The sequence below is a fragment of the Terrabacter sp. 2YAF2 genome, from assembly GCF_052114705.1.
Lineage (GTDB): Bacteria > Actinomycetota > Actinomycetes > Actinomycetales > Dermatophilaceae > Terrabacter.
This window is the reverse complement of the sequence record NZ_JBFRFG010000014.1, coordinates 73,135-88,669: the sequence shown is the minus strand read 5'-3', so window position 1 is coordinate 88,669 and position 15,535 is coordinate 73,135. Positions and strand designations below refer to the sequence as shown.

16 protein-coding genes are annotated in these 15,535 nt (G+C 73.4%); 7 read left to right on the top strand and 9 right to left on the bottom strand.

The window, feature by feature from the left end:
- The 3 genes from AB4030_RS15460 to AB4030_RS15450 are packed head-to-tail and all read right to left on the bottom strand — an operon-like array spanning window position 1 to window position 2,131.
- Entirely contained in the window at window positions 1–210 is a 210-nt protein-coding gene (locus tag AB4030_RS15460) for a Trm112 family protein (RefSeq protein ID WP_442280096.1), read from the bottom strand.
- Window positions 207–1,706, bottom strand: coding sequence for a phosphomannomutase/phosphoglucomutase (locus tag AB4030_RS15455; RefSeq protein ID WP_442280095.1), 1,500 nt, complete (start codon window positions 1,704–1,706; stop codon window positions 207–209). Before AB4030_RS15455 ends, AB4030_RS15460 begins: the two co-directional genes overlap by 4 nt.
- An 8-nt stretch (window positions 1,707–1,714) precedes the next feature.
- Complete coding sequence (locus AB4030_RS15450; protein ID WP_442280094.1) at window positions 1,715–2,131, bottom strand: DUF3499 domain-containing protein; 417 nt, start codon at window positions 2,129–2,131, stop codon at window positions 1,715–1,717.
- Between the two features lie 225 nt (window positions 2,132–2,356).
- Between AB4030_RS15450 and AB4030_RS15445 the strand changes: the two genes are divergently transcribed.
- The gene (locus tag AB4030_RS15445) at window positions 2,357–2,692 is read left to right on the top strand and encodes a metallopeptidase family protein (protein ID WP_442280093.1); all 336 of its coding nucleotides are present in this window, start codon (window positions 2,357–2,359) and stop codon (window positions 2,690–2,692) included.
- Between the two features lie 73 nt (window positions 2,693–2,765).
- On the opposite strand, the gene AB4030_RS15440 is transcribed toward AB4030_RS15445, so the two are convergent.
- Window positions 2,766–3,068 (bottom strand): helix-turn-helix domain-containing protein, encoded by a 303-nt coding sequence (locus AB4030_RS15440; RefSeq protein WP_442280092.1) that lies wholly within the window; start codon window positions 3,066–3,068, stop codon window positions 2,766–2,768.
- A 63-nt stretch (window positions 3,069–3,131) separates the two neighbouring features.
- On the opposite strand from AB4030_RS15440, the gene map reads away from it, so the two are divergent.
- The gene (gene map / locus AB4030_RS15435) at window positions 3,132–3,908 is read left to right on the top strand and encodes a type I methionyl aminopeptidase (protein ID WP_442280091.1); all 777 of its coding nucleotides are present in this window, start codon (window positions 3,132–3,134) and stop codon (window positions 3,906–3,908) included.
- A gap of 12 nt (window positions 3,909–3,920) precedes the next feature.
- Here the strand turns inward: map and AB4030_RS15430 are convergent, their stop codons facing one another.
- Genes AB4030_RS15430 through AB4030_RS15420 form a run of 3 tightly spaced genes read right to left on the bottom strand, consistent with a single transcriptional unit; the run spans window position 3,921 to window position 8,957 of the window.
- Window positions 3,921–5,387, bottom strand: coding sequence for a DUF5719 family protein (locus AB4030_RS15430; protein ID WP_442280090.1), 1,467 nt, complete (start codon window positions 5,385–5,387; stop codon window positions 3,921–3,923).
- Complete coding sequence (locus AB4030_RS15425; protein ID WP_442280089.1) at window positions 5,384–8,653, bottom strand: glycosyltransferase family 2 protein; 3,270 nt, start codon at window positions 8,651–8,653, stop codon at window positions 5,384–5,386. Before AB4030_RS15425 ends, AB4030_RS15430 begins: the two co-directional genes overlap by 4 nt.
- Before the next feature lie 37 nt (window positions 8,654–8,690).
- On the bottom strand, window positions 8,691–8,957 hold the full coding sequence (locus tag AB4030_RS15420) for a WhiB family transcriptional regulator (RefSeq protein WP_442280088.1): 267 nt from the start codon (window positions 8,955–8,957) through the stop codon (window positions 8,691–8,693).
- Window positions 8,958–9,200: 243 nt separating this feature from the next.
- Here AB4030_RS15420 and cofD point away from each other — a divergent pair, with 243 nt between their 5' ends.
- Together cofD and AB4030_RS15410 are read left to right on the top strand one after the other, a co-directional pair.
- Window positions 9,201–10,196 (top strand): 2-phospho-L-lactate transferase, encoded by a 996-nt coding sequence (cofD, locus tag AB4030_RS15415; protein ID WP_442280087.1) that lies wholly within the window; start codon window positions 9,201–9,203, stop codon window positions 10,194–10,196.
- Window positions 10,193–11,251 carry a coenzyme F420-0:L-glutamate ligase gene (locus AB4030_RS15410; RefSeq protein ID WP_442280086.1) on the top strand — a complete coding sequence of 353 codons (1,059 nt, stop codon included), beginning with the start codon at window positions 10,193–10,195 and terminating at the stop codon, window positions 11,249–11,251. Before cofD ends, AB4030_RS15410 begins: the two co-directional genes overlap by 4 nt.
- 13 nt (window positions 11,252–11,264) lie before the next feature.
- On the opposite strand, the gene AB4030_RS15405 is transcribed toward AB4030_RS15410, so the two are convergent.
- Entirely contained in the window at window positions 11,265–12,236 is a 972-nt protein-coding gene (locus AB4030_RS15405) for a zinc-binding dehydrogenase (RefSeq protein ID WP_442280085.1), read from the bottom strand.
- Between the two features lie 52 nt (window positions 12,237–12,288).
- Between AB4030_RS15405 and AB4030_RS15400 the strand changes: the two genes are divergently transcribed.
- Genes AB4030_RS15400 through AB4030_RS15390 form a run of 3 tightly spaced genes read left to right on the top strand, consistent with a single transcriptional unit; the run spans window position 12,289 to window position 14,340 of the window.
- Window positions 12,289–12,966 carry a biotin transporter BioY gene (locus tag AB4030_RS15400; protein ID WP_442280084.1) on the top strand — a complete coding sequence of 226 codons (678 nt, stop codon included), beginning with the start codon at window positions 12,289–12,291 and terminating at the stop codon, window positions 12,964–12,966.
- A 7-nt stretch (window positions 12,967–12,973) separates the two neighbouring features.
- Complete coding sequence (locus AB4030_RS15395; protein ID WP_442280083.1) at window positions 12,974–13,684, top strand: energy-coupling factor ABC transporter ATP-binding protein; 711 nt, start codon at window positions 12,974–12,976, stop codon at window positions 13,682–13,684.
- 44 nt (window positions 13,685–13,728) lie between these two features.
- Window positions 13,729–14,340 carry an energy-coupling factor transporter transmembrane component T family protein gene (locus AB4030_RS15390; RefSeq protein ID WP_442280082.1) on the top strand — a complete coding sequence of 204 codons (612 nt, stop codon included), beginning with the start codon at window positions 13,729–13,731 and terminating at the stop codon, window positions 14,338–14,340.
- Here the strand turns inward: AB4030_RS15390 and AB4030_RS15385 are convergent.
- Window positions 14,337–15,509, bottom strand: a complete 1,173-nt coding sequence (locus AB4030_RS15385; RefSeq protein WP_442280081.1) for an NAD(P)-dependent malic enzyme — start codon at window positions 15,507–15,509, stop codon at window positions 14,337–14,339. The genes AB4030_RS15390 and AB4030_RS15385 overlap by 4 nt on opposite strands.
- Window positions 15,510–15,535: the final 26 nt, after the last annotated feature.

The following is a 15,535-nucleotide window of genomic DNA, read 5'->3' as shown; positions in this document are numbered from 1 at the left end:
TCAGCCGTCGGTGCGTCGGGCGAGGTCGACGAGGAGGACGGGGACGCCGCCCTCGACGGGGTAGGCGAGCTGGCAGGTGGGGCACCGCAGCTCGGTGACTGCGGCACCAGCCTCCTCGGTGGCGACCGCGTCGATGACCTCGCCCTTGCACTGCGGGCACCGGATGATGCCGCGCAGCCACGGCTCGATGGTCGGCTGACTCTGGTTCACGAAGCGTCTCCTGCGTCCTGGGCGGTGGCGGGACCGCCCTCGTCGGGTGCGTCGGCGCCGGCGGCGCCCGACCGGATCAGGGCGAGCAGCTCGTCGCGCACGTCCTGCATGGTGTCACGGTCGGCGGCCTCGACGTTGAGCCGCAGCAGCGGCTCCGTGTTGGAGGCCCGCACGTTGAACCACCACATCGGCCTCTGTCCCTGGGGGCTGCTGACCGTGAGTCCGTCGAGCTCGTCGGTGGTGGCTCCGCGCACCTGGGCCCAGGCCCGAACCTGCTCCACGACCGCAGCCTGGTCGGTCACCGTCGAGTTGATCTCGCCCGAGGCGACATAGCGCTCGTACGCGGCACAGAGCTCGGACAGCGGGGCGTCCTGCTCGCCGAGGGCGGCGAGCACGTGCATGGCCGCGAGCATCCCGGTGTCGGCGAACCAGAAGTCGCGGAAGTAGTAGTGGGCCGAGTGCTCACCGCCGAAGACGGCGCCGGCCCGGGCCATCTCGGCCTTGATGAACGAATGACCGACTCGGGTGCGCACCGGCGTCGCGTCGGCCTCGAGCACGATCTCGCGGACCGCGGCACTCGAGATGACGTTGTGCACGATGGACACGGTGGTGTCGCCGCCGGCGCGAGCCCGGTTGATCTCGCGCACGGCGACGAGACCCGTCACGGCGCTCGGGGAGACGGGCTCACCGTCGGCGTCGACGACGAAGCAGCGGTCTGCGTCCCCGTCGAAGGCGAGTCCGATCTCGGCGCCGTGCTCGCGGACGGCTGCCTGCAGGTCGACGAGGTTGGCGGGGTCGAGCGGGTTGGCCTCGTGGTTGGGGAACGTGCCGTCGAGCTCGAAGTAGAGCGGCACGATCTCCAGGGGCAGCTGGGGCAGGCCCGCGCCCGTCCCGAGCACGGCGGGGACGGTGTGGCCGCCCATGCCGTTGCCGGCGTCGACGACGACCTTGAGCGGGCGCGAGCCCGAGAGGTCGACGAGGCCGCGCAGGAAGGAGGCATAGTCACCGAGCAGGTCGCGGGTCGTCACCGACCCGGGACCACCGGCAGGACGGGCCAGGCCCGAGCCGCCGCCGAGCATCCACTGCGCGAGGTCACGGATCTCGGCGAGGCCGGAGTCCTGGCCGACCGGACGCGCCGCGGAGCGGCACAGCTTGATGCCGTTGTACTGCGCAGGGTTGTGGCTCGCTGTGAACATCGCGCCGGGCAGGTCGAGCGCGCCGCTGGCGTAGTAGAGCCCGTCGGTGGAGCAGAGTCCGATGACGGTGACGTCGACGCCTCGCGAGGTCACGCCGGCGGCGAAGGCCGCCGAGAGCTCGGGCGAGCTGGGACGCATGTCGTGGCCGATGACGACGCCGTCGGAACCGTCAGGGACGGCGACGACCTCGGCGAACGCGGCGCCGATGGCGTGGGCCACCTCGGGCGACAGCTGCTCCGGCACGAGTCCGCGCACGTCGTAGGCCTTGACGAAGTCTGCGAGGTGGGGCACGCGGAACACCCTAGTGGTCAGGAGTCCCTGAGGATGCGCAGGTGTCCCCGGCGGCCGGACTCCACAGCGCCGGAGTCGGCCTCGGCACTCGCCTGGCCCCGGGGCGTCGTGCGGGGCGTCGTGCGGGCCGTCGAGTGGGGCTCGGCCGGGCGGTTGGTGCGCGGGCGGCCGGCCTCGCGCACCGCATCGGCCAGGGCGACGAGGTCGTCGGCTGCGAGGGCGGGCTCGGGGAACTCGCCACCGACGCGCACGACCTCCCAGCCGCGGGGCGCCGTCATGCGCTCGGCGTGCTCGAGACAGAGGTCATAGGTGTGCGGCTCGGCGTAGGTCGCGAGCGGGCCCACGACGACGGCGCGGTCGGCATACGCGTAGGTCAGGGTTGCGACGGCTGGACGCGCACATCCCGTCTTCGAGCAACCACGTGTCAGACCCACGATCCGGGACTCTAGCCCGCCCTCACCGAGAGGACGAATCACCACGCCGTCCGAGCGTGAGATCACGGGGGCGTATGCCGGCCGTGGCGGCGACGTGAGCCGTGCCCGCCGATCTACAGTGGGGTCGTGGACACCGCCTCGCCCCTTACTCCCGGGCGTCGTCGGCGACGCGACCGTCACGGACGGGGCCGCCGCGGGCCACTGGCGTGGCCACCGGTCCCGGCCATGGTCTCGCGCCGTGACGAGTTCGACGACTTCGTCCTCGATGCCGCCGCTCGGCTCGAGGCGACGTGCGGGCGAGCCTTCCCCGCAGTCGAGTTCGCGGTCGAGGACGTGCCCCGCGGCCCGGCGCCGTGGGACCACCGGGAGGTCCCGCTCGGCCGGCTCTTCCCGGCGACGAGCGCCCGCGCGGCGCGCATCGTCGTCTACAGGCGGCCCGTCGAGACGCGGGTCACCGACCGTCGCGACGTCGCCGCACTGGTCGCCGACATCGTCACGGAACAGGTGGCCGGCCTGCTCGGCGTGGCCCCCGAGGAGCTGGACCCCGGCTTCGGGGAGTGACGCGAGCAGCCGGTCGCGGCTCACCGCTCGGTGGGAGCAGTCGGTGCGGTCGCCGGTCGAGCGTCGGCCCCGGCTACGAGGCGAGGTCGCTGACGCGCGACCGGCGCGCACCGTCGCTCTCGGCACCGGGGCCGGAATGGTTGACCTCGGCCCACACCGCGTCGAGGGAGAGGCCGAGGACGTCGGCGATCGCCGCGATGGTCGGGAACGCCGGCGTGGCGACCCGGCCCGACTCGATCTTGCGCAGGGTCTCGGGTGAGACATGCGCCTCAAGGGCCGTCTCGAGCATCGACCGCTCGCCCCGGGCGCGGCGCAGGAGGGCGCCGAGACGCTGTCCGCGCGCCAGCTCAGCAGGGGTGAGGGGCAACCTGACCATGCTACGAATCCTAGCCGACCGGGATAACATTGCCGGGATAGTTATTGGACGAGAGAGGCCCGCATGATCGAGATCCTGACCCCGGCCGAGCTGGACCGGGCCCGCGAGGCGGGCGCCGTCGTCGCGGACACCCTGCAGACGCTGCGGAGCCGCAGCACGGTCGGGACGAGCCTGCTCGAGATCGACCGGTGGGCCAGGGAGATGATCGAGGAGGCTGGCGCCCAGTCCTGCTACGTCGACTACGCACCGTCCTTCGGGCGTGGGCCGTTCGGCCACTACATCTGCACGTCGGTCAACGACGCGGTGCTCCACGGCCTGCCCCGCGACTACGCCCTGGCCGACGGCGACCTGCTGTCGCTCGACCTGGCCGTCTCGCACGGTGGCGTCGTCGCGGACTCCGCCGTCAGCTTCGTCGTCGGCGAGTCGCGACCTCCGGGGAGCACCGAGATGATCGACGCGACAGAACGGGCGCTCGCAGCCGGGATCGCCGCCGCCGGGCCGGGCGCCCACCTCGGGGACGTCTCGCACGCCATCGGCGAGGTCCTCTCAGCGGCGGGCTACGCCATCAACACCGAGTTCGGCGGTCACGGTGTCGGCTCGACGATGCACCAGGACCCGCACGTTTCCAACACGGGCCGTCCCGGCCGTGGGTACCGGCTGCGACCGGGCCTGCTGCTCGCCCTGGAGCCGTGGGTCATGGCGGACACCGCGGAGCTCGTCACCGACGCGGACGGGTGGACGCTGCGGAGCGCGACCGGTTGCCTGACGGCCCACAGCGAGCACACCGTCGCCATCACCGAGGACGGCGCGGAGATCCTGACGCTGCCCACCTCCGCCTGATGATCGAGTCGCTCAGTTGCGCACCTGACGGACCGGGACCGACAGGGCTCGGACCGGCGCGTCGGTGAGCGAGGCCACCGAGAAGAACGGCACTCCTCCGTCGACACCGCCGACCGAGACGGCAGCTCGGACCGACCCGGCTGTCGGGCTGACCCAGACCGCGTCGGCGTCTCCCACGGCGACGGCCACGGTCGAGTCGGCCGGCACGGCAACGGTCGAGAGCTTCGCCCCGCCCCCGGTCCCGAGGCGCACCTGGGCGCTGGCGGGCGCCGGACCCCCTGTCAGCAGAAGGCGTTTCGTCGTTCCCTTCAGCCCGGGCAGGAGGACTCCGGCCACGCCCCGGAGGGCGGGCGTTGCCGGCGTCCAGGCGAAGTCGCCCATGCGGTCCGCGGTGGTCGCACGACGCTCGGCCCAGGCCGCCGCGACGAGCGGCTGGTCGGAGCGGATGCCGAGGCCCATGGCCGCGCGGTTGGCGGGCAGCGGGACGTCGAGCGTCGAGCCGGCCGGAACGCGGACCGCCCTGAGGTTGTCGGGCTGCACCGCACCCTTGTCGGTGAGCAGCCGCACCTGGGCCAGCGCCTCGGTGTCGCCGGGATTGGCCAGCCGCAGGGACGTCGCACCGCCCGTCTCGACACCGGGCACGACGAGGTCGGTGCCCGGGGAAGCGGCCCGGGTCGCATCGTCGATGCCACGCCCCGTGGCGCCGAGGATCCACTGGTCGTCCAGCACCGCTGACACGACTCCACCGGTGGCGGTGACATGGACGACGGGGTAACCCTCGTCGGGGGCGATGGCGTCGAGCGAGACGACCTCGCGGGACAGCGGCGGGATGGAGACATCGCGGCCGGCTGCGGCGTCGATGCGGCCGGAGCTCCCGAGGACCTCGAAGGAGACGGAGACGGCATTCGCGCCGGGGTTGCTGACGATGATGCGCTCGGTGCGCGACGGCCCGCTCCCGCCCCCGACGAGCCACACGTCGGACGACGGCAGCTGGCACGGCGTCACGGTGAGGCCGCGGTCGTCGTCACCGGTGTGTCGCCACACCTGGGTGGCCACGAGGCCGGGAGCCAGGATGCCGCTCGCCCTGGCGACGACGACGTCGGCGGCACTCACCCCGGCGGAGACGACCGCGCCAGGGTCGGCGGTCTGGGCCAGACCCGTCGACGACGGTCCACCGAGGAGCTGGACGCTCCCCGAGCCGCTGCCGGGCGCGCCTGCGACGACCCCGGCGTCCGGGGACGCGGCAGCGGCCGTGACGGTGCCCCGGACGTCGCGCAGGCCGGTGGCGCCGAGGCGCTGCTGGCCGGGGCACACGAGCGAGGCGGCGTCGACGAGCACGCTGGACGACTCGGGCAGGCCGACGCGTTCGCCCGGGGTCGCCAGCTGCACCGAGCCGCTCACCCGGGTCGCGCCGACCGCGAGGCCGGCGGCGACCACGGCCACGGCTGCGGCCCGGACGATGCCGGACACGTTCCTCATGTGCGCCTCCTCGAGCGTCGGTTGCCGAAGGGCACGGCCATGAACACGACGAACGCGAGCAGCACCGCCTGACCCAGGCGCCACCACGGCTGAGCGGCCGCGAGGTCGATCTGGAGAGCGCCCGCGGTGGTCGGCACGGCATACGTCGGTTGAGCTGCGCCGGCCACGGGCTCGAGCTGACGGCCGTCGAAGGTCACGAGCGCCTGTCGCGACCACTCGTTGGGCTCGGCCAGGACGACGAAGCGAGGGCCGGCGCCGGCCCGGATCGTCGTGTCGACCGCAGCGTGCGGCCCCACCGTGGGCACGACCTGCAGCAACGCGCCGTCGGCGTCGACGAGCCGGGCCCGGGACGGCGACGTGGCCGCCTCGACACCGGGGGCAGCCGGTAGCGGCTGGACCTTCCAGAGGATGCCGAGCTGGCTCGAGCCGAGGCGGCTCAGGCCCTGCGAGGAGTCCAGGCGCCGAGCGAGCGCGGAGTCGGCCGTCGCACGCACCTGGACGAAACCGATGCCGAGACGGGCCAGCGCCTTGGAGTCGAGCGAGTCGGCGCCCCGGCCTCCGACGATGTTGGCGACGGCGGCGACGAGGGCGGCGTCGTCGGCGTCAGGGGCGTGGTCGAGGTCGCGCAGCGGCTCACCCGGCTCCTGCCCGGCGAGGACGAAGTCGACGACGTCATCGGAGGGCCGCAGCAGCAGCAGACGGTTGCCGAGCGGTCCGCCGCCCTGCTCGACGGCGATGGCCGGCAGGGTGGCCTGGCCGACCGACAGCGTGCGGCCGATCCCCTGGACCCCCCACACGGTGGCGGCAGCGAGGACCGGCAGAACCGCGAGAGCCGCAGCGACCACCGCGGCGGCGAAGCCCCACCGGCGGCCGGGGCGACCCAACGAGGCGAGCACGGCACGGCTGCCCGCCAGGACGCCGACGAGCAGGCCCGCCCACCACAGCTGCACGCCGAGGCCCGCCCAGAGGTGTGCCGGGGCGGACTGGCCCACGCCCGTCTCGGCTGAGCCGAGGACGAGGTGGTCCGAGACGAGCGCGCCCGCGAGCCCACCGACGGCCAGCAGCGCGCCGACCGCCATGCCCACGGACTCGGCGCGAGAGCGCCCGCGCGTCGCGAGTCCGATGACGCCGAGCACGACGAGCGGAGCCCCGAGCCAGGCGGCCCATGTGGTGCCGCCGGTGTCACCGAGCACGTGGGTGAGCACGCCCCACGGGCTGCGGTCGGCGGAGGTCGCGACGAGCCCGGGTCCGGACAGGAGCAGGCGTGGGTCGGTCACGAAGCGCGCCATCCACGGACCGAGGAGGGCAACGGGGACGGTGAGCAGGACGAGCGCTCGCGCCCGTCGCAGTCCCGGCGCCAGGACGAGCATCAGCAGCGCCGCGACGACTGACAGGGCGAGCAGCGGCGGCGCGAAGGCGCCGAGCACGGCCGTGGCGAGAGCCGTCGCGAAGGTGGCCGTGAAGGTGCCGTCGCGACGGGCCGCGAGGCAGAACCCGGCAAGGACGAAGGGCAGCAGCACGTGAACGACCGCCACGCTCACCCGGCCCTGGGCCAGCCCGGACGCAGCCACGCCGGCAGTCCCCCACGCGAGCGCGGCCAGGGCCCGGGCCACCCGTGAGGAGGTGACGACGCGGGCCGCGAGGTAGGTGGACCACGCGGCGAGCGCGGGCGTCAGGAAGAGCAGCCAGGCGATGGTGACGCCCGCGCTCGACCGGCTCTCGGCGAGACCGGGGACGCGCTCGGCCAGCCAGGTGAGTGCCGAGAGCACCGCGAGGTGGGGACCGGACTCGGCTCCCGTGCCGAGCCCCGCACCGTGCCAGGCGTCGCGGAACGCGTGCCACAGTCCCAACGAGTCGGTGGTGACGGGACGCAGCTCGCCACCGGCGACACCGGCGTTCGTGGGCGACAGCGCGCCGGCGCGGATCGTGCCACGCCACGCCGCCACGGTGGCGGCGAGGACGGCGGCGACGGCGAGGAAGCCGGGGTGGGTGACGACGCGACGAGGCAGGGAGGCCGGGAGGTGGTCCAGCGACTCCGACTCGTCTGCGACGGGGCCGGTCTCGATGGTCGCCGCCGCTTCGCGCCGCGCGCGGGTGCGCTCCGGGGTGATCGCGTCCTGGATGTGGTCGATCGTGGTCCGAGCGGCGACCAAGGGGGCGACGAAGAGCGTCCCGAGGTGGTCACGGCGGAGACGTTTCGTCCGTCGTCCGCGCCAGCGGGCGCCGAACGTCGCGAACGGGTGTAGCAGGGCGGTCACGTCGGTCAGCTCGCGCCAGGCCTGACGGGGACGCTTGGCCACGAGCAGCGTGACGGAGGCGACGATCGCCGAGAGCGCCATCCAGATGGCGAGGAAGGGGGCGGCGAGCGGCGAGCACCGGGCCAACGTGACCTGACGGGCGGCCCGGCGGCCGCGGCGCTCGAGCTCGCGCGGTGCCGGGGCGCCGGGTCGGCGTCCCTCGAGGCTCGCGGACGCGTCGCGCACGACGGCGCCCGGGACGACGATGACGCGGTGGCCCGCGAGCTGGGCCCGCCAGCCGAAGTCGAGATCGGCCCCGTGGTCGACGAACACGGGGTCGAAACCGCCGATGTCGTCGTGGACGGAGCGCCGCACGAGCATGCCGCTCGTGCTCACGGCGAGGACGTCTGCGCGCGTGTCGTACTGGCCCTGGTCGGCCTCGCCGCGGACCGACGAGCCGAGCCGGCGTCCCGTGCGCGTGATCTGGATGCCCATCTCGACGAGCTGCCGCGGGTCCTCCCAGCTGACGAGCTTGGGCCCGGCGACCCCGACGGACTTGGACCGCAGCCCGGCCTGGAGCAGCTGGGCGAGGGCGTTGGCCCGGGGCACCGTGTCGTCATGGAGGACCCAGACCCAGCTCGACGATGCGTCCGCCGGCACGGGCAGCGCCTCGATGCCGCGCTCGATGGCCCGGCCGAGCGCCACGCGGGCGTCCAGGCGGATGACCTCGACGGACTCGATCGCCCGGCGAACGCCGGTGTGGGCGTGGGCGATGGCGTTCGACGAGTCGCTGCTCGCGACGTCGACGATGACGAGCCGCGCCGGCGGCAGCGTCTGGGCGGCGAGGCCGTCGAGACACTGCGCCAGCCACGTGGCTCCGTTGTGCACGACGACGATCGCCTCGACGGTCGCGTTCGGCCGTTGCCCCGTGGAGGGAGGGGCGGACAACGACGCGGACGACGCACTCCCCGCGGTGGCGGGGGTGCTCAGGTCTTCGGCAAGCGCTTCGGGCACAGTGGCTACCTTCACCCGGACACCTGCGAGGGGCCGGGTTGGAACCTCACGATCAGACCGCGCGCTTCTTCAGCTTGCGGCGCTCCCGCTCCGACAGTCCGCCCCAGATGCCGAAGCGCTCGTCGTTGGACAGGGCGTACTCGAGGCACTCCGAGCGCACCTCGCATCCGACGCAGACCTTCTTGGCCTCGCGCGTGGATCCGCCCTTCTCGGGGAAGAACGCCTCCGGATCGGTCTGGGCGCACAGCGAGCGCTCCTGCCAGGAGAGCTCACCCTCCTGCTCGCCCGTGTTCGACCAAACCACCATCAAATCGTGCATGACCCCTCCTCGACCCTGACTGCACTGTGTGTCAGCACTGTCGCACCGAGCGAGCCCGCTCTCTGGAGGTTTCGGACAATTACGTCCATTCGTTCCAGAACCACGTCCCCGACCGATCACAACAATGGAATTACATGCGTGTCATATGCCTCACGTCAAGCCCGCGGGTGATATTTGCAGGTTCGAAGCGCCGGACCCACCCCGCGCGACCGGCCCGGGACGGCCTGCTGAGAGGATCGGGGCATGCGCATCACCGCCCTGGCGGGTGGAGTCGGCGGCGCCCGGTTCCTCCGCGGCCTGCACCACCACGTCCGACAGACCCAGCTCCTGACGCCGGATTCCGATCCGGTGCACCTGACGGTGATCGGCAACACCGGCGACGACATCACCCTCTTCGGGCTCCGGGTCTGTCCCGACATCGACACCCTGCTCTACACCCTCGGTGGCGGCATCCACGAGGGCCAGGGCTGGGGTCGGGCCGACGAGTCGCACCACCTCGCCGAGGAGCTCGCCGCGCTCGGCGCCGAGCCCCAGTGGTTCACGCTCGGCGACAAGGACTTCGGCACCCACGTCTACCGCTCGCAGCTGCTCGGGCAGGGTATGCCGCTGAGCGCCGTCATCGACCGGCTCTCCGCCCGCTGGGGGCTCGGAGACCTCGGTGTCCGCCTCCTGCCGATGACCGACACTCCCGTCGAGACCCACGTGGTCGTCGAGCAGAAGGGCGAGCAGCGCGCGATCCACTTCCAGGAGTGGTGGGTGAGGCACCGGGCCGAGCTGCCCGCGGAGAGGTTCGTCGTGGCGGGCCTCGACCGGGCGGCCCCCGCCCCCGGGGTGCTCGACGCGATCCGTGAGGCCGATGTCGTCATCCTGCCGCCGAGCAACCCCGTCGTCTCGATCGGCATCATCCTCGGCGTGCCGGGCGTCAGGGACGCCCTGCGCGGCACTCGCGCCCCCGTGGTCGGGGTCTCACCGCTGGTCGGCGGCCGACCGGTCCGTGGACACGCGGACGTGTGCCTGCGCACCATCGGAGTCGACGAGACGAGCGCCGCTGTCGCCGGGCTCTACTCCGACTTCCTCGACGGTTGGCTCGTCGACGAGGACGACCCGATGCCGGGCGGGGGCCGTCTCGAGGTGGTCCGTCGTCCGCTCCTGATGAGCTCCGTGGACGCGGCGGCCGAGATGGCCGGCGCCGCGCTGGACCTCGGTCTGCGACTGCGGGCGGAGCGAGCGCCGGCGTGACGGGGCCCATCACGATCACGCCGCTGACCGGCATACCCGAGGTCCGCGAGGGCGACGACCTGGCCGACGTCGTGCAGGTCGGGCTCGACCACGCCGGGGTGCGTCTGGCCGACGGCGACGTCCTCGTCGTCTCGAGCAAGGTCGCGAGCAAGGCCCTCGGCCTCGTCACGCACGACCCCGACAAGGACCGTGTCGTGCGCGGTGAGACCGAGTACGTCGTGGCCGAGCGTTCGGTGGGAGCCGGGGTCACGCGCATCGTGCGAGCCAAGGCGGGCCCGATCATGGCGGCGGCCGGCGTGGACGGATCCAACACCGGAGAGCGCGGCGGGTGGCTGCTCCTCCCCCACGACCCCGACGGGATCTGCGAGCAGCTCCACGACGCCCTGGTGGCCCGGCACGGCGTGCGGTTGGGCGTCGTGCTCAGCGACACCGCGGGCCGCGCCTGGCGAGTGGGTCAGATCGACTTCGCGCTGGGGGCGCACGGTCTGCGTGTCGTCGACGACCTGCGCGGGGGCACCGACGCCGACGGCAAGCCGCTCGAGGTGACCACGCGCGCGGTCGCCGACGAGATCGCAGCGGCGGCAGACCTGGCCAAGGGCAAGGTGGCGGCGGTGCCGGCCGCGCTGCTCCGCGGCGTCCCGGAGGTCCTCGTCGACGAGCCCCTCGAGAGGCACCCACGCGGACGCGACCTCGTGCGCACCGGGCCCGGCGACTGGTTCGGCTACGGCCGGGTCGAGGCCGTGCGAGCGGCGCTGGGCATCGAACCGGGCAGCCCGTCGGCGGTGGCAGTCGGCGTGGCGCCGGCCGCCGGCGACAGCCGCCTCGACGCGGTGTCGCGGGCGGTGCGCGCCGCGCTGCACGGTGTCGAGGGAGGCACCGCCGATGTGGGGCGTCTCTCCGTCACCCTCGGCGCCGACAGCCCCTACGAGCTGGGACAGCTCGTCTCCCGGCTGTGCACCGCCCTGTGGTGCGAATGGCTGGTCGGCGCGGCCGATAGCCCGTCGGCCGACGGGCTCTCAGTGGTCGTCCGCATCTCGGGAGCGCACTCCAGCTGACGTCCGGGCGGCGTCAGCCGATGGTGAAGACGACCTTGCCGAAGACATCACCGTCGACCATCCGGGCGAAGCCGTCGCGGGCGTCGGCGAGCGGCATGACCGAGTCGACCACCGGCTCGACGCGGCGCTGCTCGACGAGGCGAGCCAGCTGCGCCAGCTCCTCGCGGGTGCCCATCGTCGACCCGACGACGCGCAGCTGCTTGAAGAAGATCTTCGTCAGCTCGGCCTTGGCCGGGGCGTCGCCCGACGTGGCACCCGAGATGACGATGGTGCCGCCGGGGCGCAGGGAGTTGACCGAGTGCGACCAGGTGGCGGCGCCGACGGTCTCCATGACGGCGTCGACGCGGTCGGGCAGGCGCTCACCCGAGCCGAAGACGCGGTCGGCGCCGATCTCGAGCGCGCGTCGGCCCCGCGCCTCGTCGCGGGAGGTGGCCCACATCCGGTAGCCCGCAGCCGAGCCGAGCTGGATGAGCGCGGTGGCCACGCCACCACCGGCACCCTGGACGAGCACGGTGCCGCCCGGCTGCACGCCGGAGTTGGTGAAGAGCATGCGGTATGCCGTGAGCCACGCCGTCGAGAGGCACGCGGCCGTCTCCCACGACAGCGTCTCGGGCTTGGGCACGACGTTGCCGGTGGGCACGAGGACCTTCTCGGCGAGCGTCCCGTCGTGAAGCTCCGACAGGAGCGTGCGGCGCGGGTCCAGGGTCTCGTCGCCCCGCCAGCCGTCCGAGGGGACGACGGCGTGGACGATGACCTCGTTGCCGTCGGCGTCCACCCCGGCTCCGTCGCACCCGAGGATCATCGGCAGCCGATCCTGCGCCAGGCCCACCCCACGCAGGGACCACACGTCGTGGTGGTTGAGCGCGGCCGCGCGCAGGTCGACCACGGTCCAGCCCGGCCGGGCCTGCGGGTCGGGCCGCTCACCTACGACGAGGCCCGAGAGCGGGTCGGCGGCGGACTGACTGACGGCGTAGGCAGCGAGCATCCCAGCACCATAGTGACCGGTGACCGCCGTGGACACCGGTAGGGTCCTGCCCGTGACAGACAACACGCCCGTGCGCAGCCCAGCACAGCCGGGACCTGCGGCGCCCCGCGGCCGTGCACCCGAGACCTCGTCGTCCGTCCCGGACCGTCCGGCTGGTCGAGGCGTCGATGCGCAGTCGGTGGCCCTCGTGGCCGTCTTCACGGCGCTGCTCGTGGCGGCTGCAATCGTGCCCGGTGTCCCGCTCGGCGGGGCCGGCGTGCCGATCACCCTGCAGACCCTGGCCGTGATGCTCACCGGCCTCGTGCTCGGCCCGTTCCGCGGCGGCCTCGCGGTCCTGCTCTACCTGCTCCTGGGCTTCGTCGGGCTGCCCGTCTTCAGCCGCGGCCAGTCCGGCCTGCAGGTGCTGAGCGGGCCGACGGCCGGATACCTCGTGTCGTTCGTCGTGGCGGCCCTCGTCGTCGGGCTCGCGGCGCGGGTGGTCGTCCGGCGGGCACGCCAGGCGCTCTGGGTGCCCCTGTTGCTCGTCGCGTCGTTCGCCACCACCGTCGTCGTCGTCCACGCGCTCGGCATCGTGGGACTCATGGTCAACCTCCGGCTGCCGCTCTCGGCCGCGGTGAGCGCCGACCTGCCCTTCCTGCCCGGAGACCTGGTCAAGGACGTCGTCGCGGTCGTGGCCGCGGTCGCCGTGCACCGCGCCTTCTCGGACGTGCTCCTGCGCCCGCGCGCGTGATCCCTCAGTGACGGAGGTACGGCTCGACGGGGCCACGGTCACCGTGCCGGTGGACGGCTCCCCGGACCGACGGACGCGTCGCATCCTCGGTCCCGTGGACCTCGTCCTGACACAGCGTCGGGTCACCGTCATCGGCGCCAACGGGTCCGGCAAGTCGACCCTGCTCCGCCTGCTCAACGGCCTCGTGTCCCCCAGCGCGGGTGCGGTCACCGTGGACGGCCTCGACACGGTGCGCGACGGGGCACGGGTGCGCCGACACGTGGCGTTCGCCTTCACCGACCCGATCTCGCAGCTCGTCATGCCGACGGGCCGGGAGGACGTCGAGCTCTCGCTCCGGCGCCTGCACCGGTCACGCAGCGATCGTCGAGCCGCGGCCGAGCAGGTGCTCGAGCGCTTCGGGCTGACCCACCTCGCCGACCAGAGCGTCTACGACCTGTCCGGGGGTGAGCGCCAGCTGATGGCCCTCGCCGTCGTCCTCGCGACCGACCCGGACCTGCTGGTGCTCGACGAGCCGACGACCCTCCTCGACCGCCGCAACACCCTCCGCCTGCACGCGCTGCTCGACGCCCTGCCCCAGACCGTCGTCCTCGCGACCCATGACCTCGACCTCGCCGCAGCCTCCGAGCGCACCCTCGTCGTCGACGAGGGACAGGTCGTCTTCGACGGTGACCCTGCAGCGGCCGTGGAGCGCTACGTCCGACTGGTCGACGAGCCGTGAGAGAGCCGGGACTGTTCACCGCCCACGTCCCAGGCACCTCCGTCGTGCACCGAATGCCTTTGTGGGCCAAGCTCGCCGGCGTCCTCGCCGTCGGGGTCCTGCCATGGGTCGCTGCGTCGGTGTGGCCCCTGGCGCTCGTCACGGCCGCGCTCGCAGGGGTCGTGGTCGTGACCCGGCTGCCCGCACGCCGCCTGCTGCGCTCGATGCGCGGCCTGCTGCCGGTCCTCGTCCTCCTCCTGGCCTTCCAGTGGTGGTCCCACGACCTGGCGTATGCCGTTCGCGTCGTCCTCGGCATCGTCAACGCGTTCGTCGCAGCCGGGATCCTCACCGCCACGACGCCGGTCACCGACCTGCTCGACGGCGCGGTGCGCGCGGCGCGGCCGCTCCGCCGTGTCGTCGACCCCGAGGTCGTGGCACTGACCCTCGGTGTCGTCGTGCGTTCGGTGCCCTGGGTGGCCGGCTCGTTCTCGAGCGTGCGCGAGTCGGCCCGCGCCCGCGGCCTCGACCGCAACCCGCGAGCCGTGGTCGTGCCGACGGTCGTGCATGTCGTGGCGTTCGCGCGATCCACCGGCGAGGCGCTGGCGGCCCGGGGGCTCACCGACCCCGGTGACGACGCTCCCGGCCCGGGTCGGACCGGGAGCGCCCGGCCGGGTTAGCGCGCGGTCTCGGCGACCTGGCCCGCCACCGCGGCGGCCACGGCCGGCGCCACCCGCTCGTCGAAGACGCTCGGCACGATCCGGTCGGCGGTCGGCTCGTCGACGAGCCCGGCGATGGCATACGCGGCCGCGAGCTTCATCTCCTCGGTGATCCGGCGCGCGCCCGAGTCCAGGGCGCCACGGAAGATCCCGGGGAAGGCGAGCACGTTGTTGATCTGGTTCGGGAAGTCCGAGCGGCCGGTCGCCACCACCTCGGCGAAGCGGGCAGCCACCTCCGGGTGCACCTCGGGGTCGGGGTTCGCGAGGGCGAAGATGATGGCTCGCGGAGCCATCCGCATGAGGTCGCGCTCGAGCACCGTGCCGCCGGAGACGCCGATGAGGACGTCGGCGGCGGAGAGGGCGTCACCGATCGTGCCGGTGACCCCACGCCGGTTCGTGAGATCTCGCAGCTCCCGCTTGTGCGCGACGAGGTCCTCGCGGCCCGGTCCGAGCACGCCGCGCGAGTCGACGACGACGACATCGCCCACCCCGGCCGCGACGAGGATGCGGCTCACTGCGACGCCGGCAGCCCCCGCCCCCGACACCACGACGGTGAGGTCCGCGAGGTCCTTGCCGACGACCCGCACGGCGCCCAGCAGGGCAGCGAGCGCAACGATCGCCGTCCCGTGCTGGTCGTCGTGGAAGACCGGGATGTCGAGGCGGGCCTGGAGCCGACGCTCGATCTCGAAGCAGCGCGGAGCCGAGATGTCCTCGAGGTTGATGCCGCCGTAGGTCGGGGCGATCCGCACCACCGCGTCGACGATCTCCTCGACGCTGCCGGTCTCCATGCAGACCGGCACGGCGTCGACGTCGGCGAAGTGCTTGAAGAGCACCGCCTTGCCCTCCATGACCGGCATGGCGGCGAGTGGACCCACGTCCCCCAGGCCGAGGACCGCGGTGCCGTCGCTGACGACGGCGACCGTGTTGCGACGGCTCGTGTAGACCGTGGCCAGCGCGGGGTCGGCCGCTATGGCCCGGGAGACCTGGGCGACACCAGGGGTGTAGAGGAGGGAGAGATCGTCGGCGTCCCGGAGGGCCGACGTGGCGTGCACCCCGAGCTTCCCGCCCTCGTGGACCCGGAACACCGGGTCGCTCGGGTCGAAGAGCCGGGTGATGGGCAACGCACTCATGCTGGAAGCACCTCGTTCGCAGAAGA

Excerpts from the sequence above, each read along its gene's own strand:
- AB4030_RS15445 (WP_442280093.1), top strand. The coding sequence starts at position 2,357 with ATGGTCTCGCGCCGTGACGAGTTCGACGACTTCGTCCTCGATGCCGCC.
- AB4030_RS15440 (WP_442280092.1), bottom strand. The coding sequence starts at position 3,068 with ATGGTCAGGTTGCCCCTCACCCCTGCTGAGCTGGCGCGCGGACAGCGT.
- map (WP_442280091.1), top strand. The coding sequence starts at position 3,132 with ATGATCGAGATCCTGACCCCGGCCGAGCTGGACCGGGCCCGCGAGGCG.
- AB4030_RS15430 (WP_442280090.1), bottom strand. The coding sequence starts at position 5,387 with ATGAGGAACGTGTCCGGCATCGTCCGGGCCGCAGCCGTGGCCGTGGTC.
- AB4030_RS15420 (WP_442280088.1), bottom strand. The coding sequence starts at position 8,957 with ATGCACGATTTGATGGTGGTTTGGTCGAACACGGGCGAGCAGGAGGGT.
- cofD (WP_442280087.1), top strand. The coding sequence starts at position 9,201 with ATGCGCATCACCGCCCTGGCGGGTGGAGTCGGCGGCGCCCGGTTCCTC.
- AB4030_RS15405 (WP_442280085.1), bottom strand. The coding sequence starts at position 12,236 with ATGCTCGCTGCCTACGCCGTCAGTCAGTCCGCCGCCGACCCGCTCTCG.
- AB4030_RS15385 (WP_442280081.1), bottom strand. The coding sequence starts at position 15,509 with ATGAGTGCGTTGCCCATCACCCGGCTCTTCGACCCGAGCGACCCGGTG.